We start from the raw sequence: 3,088 nt of genomic DNA, 5'->3' as shown, positions 1-3,088 counted from the left end.
GAGAGTATTTGTGGTTATAAAAAATCTTTGTATATTTGCCTTCGAATTAGAATTGTAACAATTACATAATTGAAAATAAATATGACAGCATACGAATACTTGCTCAGTTACCACATTAAACCGTCTGTACAACGCATCGCCATCATGGATTACCTGTTGAAACATAAGACGCATCCATGTATCGATGAGATATATACTGCCTTATGCAAGGAAATCCCCACGCTCTCTAAAACAACGGTGTATAATACGCTGAAGTTGTTTGTAGAACACGGCGCGGCTCAAATGCTGACCATAGACGAAAAAAATGCCTGCTTTGACGGAGATGTGCATCCTCATGCGCATTTTCAGTGTAAAGTCTGCAACAAAATCTACGACGTGGAAATTCCGCAGAATCTCTACGAGGCAGAACCTTTCCGCAAAGAAGGCTTTATTGTAGAAGAAGTCCATCAGTATTACAAGGGTATTTGTCCTGAATGCGCTGAGAAAGGATTAATGAATAACTAAAAATCAACTTATTAATAATAACTAACTACTTTAAAAATTATTGACTTATGAAAAAGTTTATCTGTACAGTTTGTGGTTACATTCACGAAGGTGAAACAGCTCCTGAAAAGTGTCCGTTGTGTAAAGCTCCTGCTTCTAAATTCAAAGAAATGGAAGAAGCTGAAGGTGGCTTGCAGTTTGTAGACGAACACGTAATCGGCGTAGCTAAAGGTTGCGACAACGAAATGATCAAAGACCTGAACAACCACTTCATGGGCGAATGTACTGAAGTTGGTATGTATCTGGCTATGAGCCGTCAGGCTGACCGCGAAGGCTATCCTGAAGTAGCAGAAGCTTTCAAACGTTATGCTTGGGAAGAAGCTGAACACGCTGCTAAATTCGCAGAACTGTTGGGTGACTGTGTATGGGATACTAAGACAAACCTTGAAAAACGTATGAATGCTGAATGTGGTGCTTGCGAAGACAAGAAACGCATCGCTACTCGTGCTAAACAGCTGAACCTGGATGCTATCCACGATACAGTTCACGAAATGGCTAAGGACGAAGCTCGTCACGGAAAAGGTTTCGAAGGCTTGTACAACAGATACTTCAAGAAATAATTGAAAGTACGACTTTCATCACAAGCGGAGGCCACCTCAATCCCGAGGATGGCCTCCGCTTTTTTCATAAATAAGACAAACTTATCGTCTTTGATAGCTATAAAAGCTGAATCCACAGTTCATTATTTAAAACCAGTACTTCATAGGTAGTACTTCAGTACTTCCACGACAGTACTGGAGTACTTATTCGACAGTACCGGAGTACTTACGAAGAAGTACTGAAGCCTGCTTCTGCCTCATCCACAAAATACAAGAAAGGCTGCCCCAACTTCATTATGGAACAGCCTTTCTCCTCATATTTACCTAAATGATTAACGATTGCTGGTCTTTCCTAACCAGGTCAGCCGATGCCAGATGGTTTCTAACGGACCGCGTTTGAAATGGCAGAACCACCAGTGGGCAAAAGCAAGCTGTGCCAAGAAGAAAACTATTCCGACCAATAAGCTCAACGTAGTGCCACAATATTTATGCAAGGCCAGTCCGTAACCGAAATACAGAAAACTTCCTATCACTGATTGCATGATATAGTCTGTCAGACTCATCCTTCCGTAAGGAACAAGTATCTTCAGTATCCGCCCCTTCCCCATCCAATACAACAGGAGAAAAGCTGATACAATAGCCAACATAAAGCAGAAGTTATACCAAGAATTGAAAATGGTCTTCAAACTGTCAAGCATCAAAGGCTGTGAAGCAACTGAAAAAATAAAACCTTTGAGGAAATAGAAAATTACAGCCAAAGGAAGTGAAAAGCATAACACATAAGTCCAGAATGTACGCGCTTTTGTCAGAGCAGGTTCAGAAGAAGAATCAAAATACCCCACACGGCCTATCCACAAACCAAGGATAAACAAAGAACAGGTTTGGAAAACTCGCCCGTAGCACCAAGCCCAGTTCAGACTAGCCAATTGACCGGTTGTGAAATTTACCTTCACCATTTCCCACCAGGACTCACCTCCCAACTGAGGATAGACATCACCCAACGAGAAAATCATCTGCTTCGGTGCGTATTCAGGATTGACAAAACCACACAGCACTTTCAGCCATTCCACAGGCTGCAACATCAATATCAGTGCCAATATCAGTAAGCCTTTGTTGCTCCAATGACGTACAGGCACAAGAATAAAACCTAAAATGGCATATAGTACCAAGATTTCACCTGGGAAGAACAAAGAATTGACAAAGCCAAACCCCAACAAAAGCAGCAGACGCCACATATAGCGGTTCTTGAAATCCTCTCCTCTTCTTTCAGCTCCCCGGCTCTGCAAATAGAACGTAAAGCCGAATAATAAAGCAAATATAGCATATGCCTTTCCCGAGAACATAAAGAATAACATGTCCCACAAACTTTTATCTAAAGCCCCAAGCACTGGAGAAGTAGCTTCCGGAAAGGAATAAAAATTAAAATGTTCAATGTTATGAAGCAGGATAATCCCCCTTACTGCGAATCCTCTTAATGCATCAAGAGCCAAGATTCTTTCTTTCCTTTGAATGTTTTCCATCGTCTATAAAATTAACAATAAAAAAACGGGAAACCTGTTTAAAAAGCAGGCTTCCCGTTTCTACAATTATGGCATCCAATCCCTCAAAAGAGGTGTGCCCCTATAATATTTTATCTTAGTTCTTTGCAGAATCACTGGCAGCCGGAGCGGTAGCCGCTGCATCGGTTTTTTGAGGAGCAGCAAAGCCAGCAGGAGCGTTCAACGGATTTGTTTTTTGCTCTTTTACAGCCTGTTCCATAATTACTGAAGAGCCTTCTACCTGAGAAGGGACTACATAAGAAGTAGCCACACTAATTACTACCATGAAAGCGGCCAACCCCCAAGTCAATTTTTCAATAAAGTCAGTAGTCTTACGAACTCCCATAATCTGATTAGACGAAGCGAAGCTAGAAGAGAGCCCTCCCCCCTTTGAATTCTGTATCAGTACTACGAAGCACATCAATACAGCAGCAAGCACCATTAATACAACAAATAATAAATACATTT

Annotated in this window: 4 protein-coding genes; 2 read left to right on the top strand and 2 right to left on the bottom strand. The window is 41.5% G+C overall.

Going from position 1 to position 3,088, the window contains the following annotated elements:
- Positions 1–81: 81 nt before the first annotated feature.
- Together ACMJ0U_RS05685 and ACMJ0U_RS05680 are read left to right on the top strand one after the other, a co-directional pair.
- A complete protein-coding gene (locus tag ACMJ0U_RS05685) occupies positions 82–504 on the top strand; it encodes a Fur family transcriptional regulator (RefSeq protein ID WP_417128750.1) in 423 nt (140 codons plus the stop codon).
- Positions 505–551: 47 nt separating this feature from the next.
- Positions 552–1,103, top strand: coding sequence for an NADH peroxidase (locus ACMJ0U_RS05680; RefSeq protein WP_417128749.1), 552 nt, complete (start codon positions 552–554; stop codon positions 1,101–1,103).
- A 311-nt stretch (positions 1,104–1,414) separates the two neighbouring features.
- On the opposite strand, the gene ACMJ0U_RS05675 is transcribed toward ACMJ0U_RS05680, so the two are convergent.
- Positions 1,415–2,602: a DUF418 domain-containing protein gene (locus ACMJ0U_RS05675; protein WP_417128747.1), complete on the bottom strand. Its 1,188-nt coding sequence runs from the start codon at positions 2,600–2,602 to the stop codon at positions 1,415–1,417.
- 115 nt (positions 2,603–2,717) lie between these two features.
- Positions 2,718–3,086 (bottom strand): preprotein translocase subunit SecG, encoded by a 369-nt coding sequence (gene secG / locus ACMJ0U_RS05670; protein ID WP_417128745.1) that lies wholly within the window; start codon positions 3,084–3,086, stop codon positions 2,718–2,720.
- Between the last annotated feature and the right edge of the window lie 2 nt (positions 3,087–3,088).

Origin of the sequence: Phocaeicola sp., from assembly GCF_048170425.1 — a bacterium.
In the GTDB taxonomy this organism is placed as follows: domain Bacteria; phylum Bacteroidota; class Bacteroidia; order Bacteroidales; family Bacteroidaceae; genus Phocaeicola.
The sequence above is the reverse complement of the archived record's forward strand: the minus strand, read 5'-3'. Positions and strand labels throughout refer to the sequence as shown.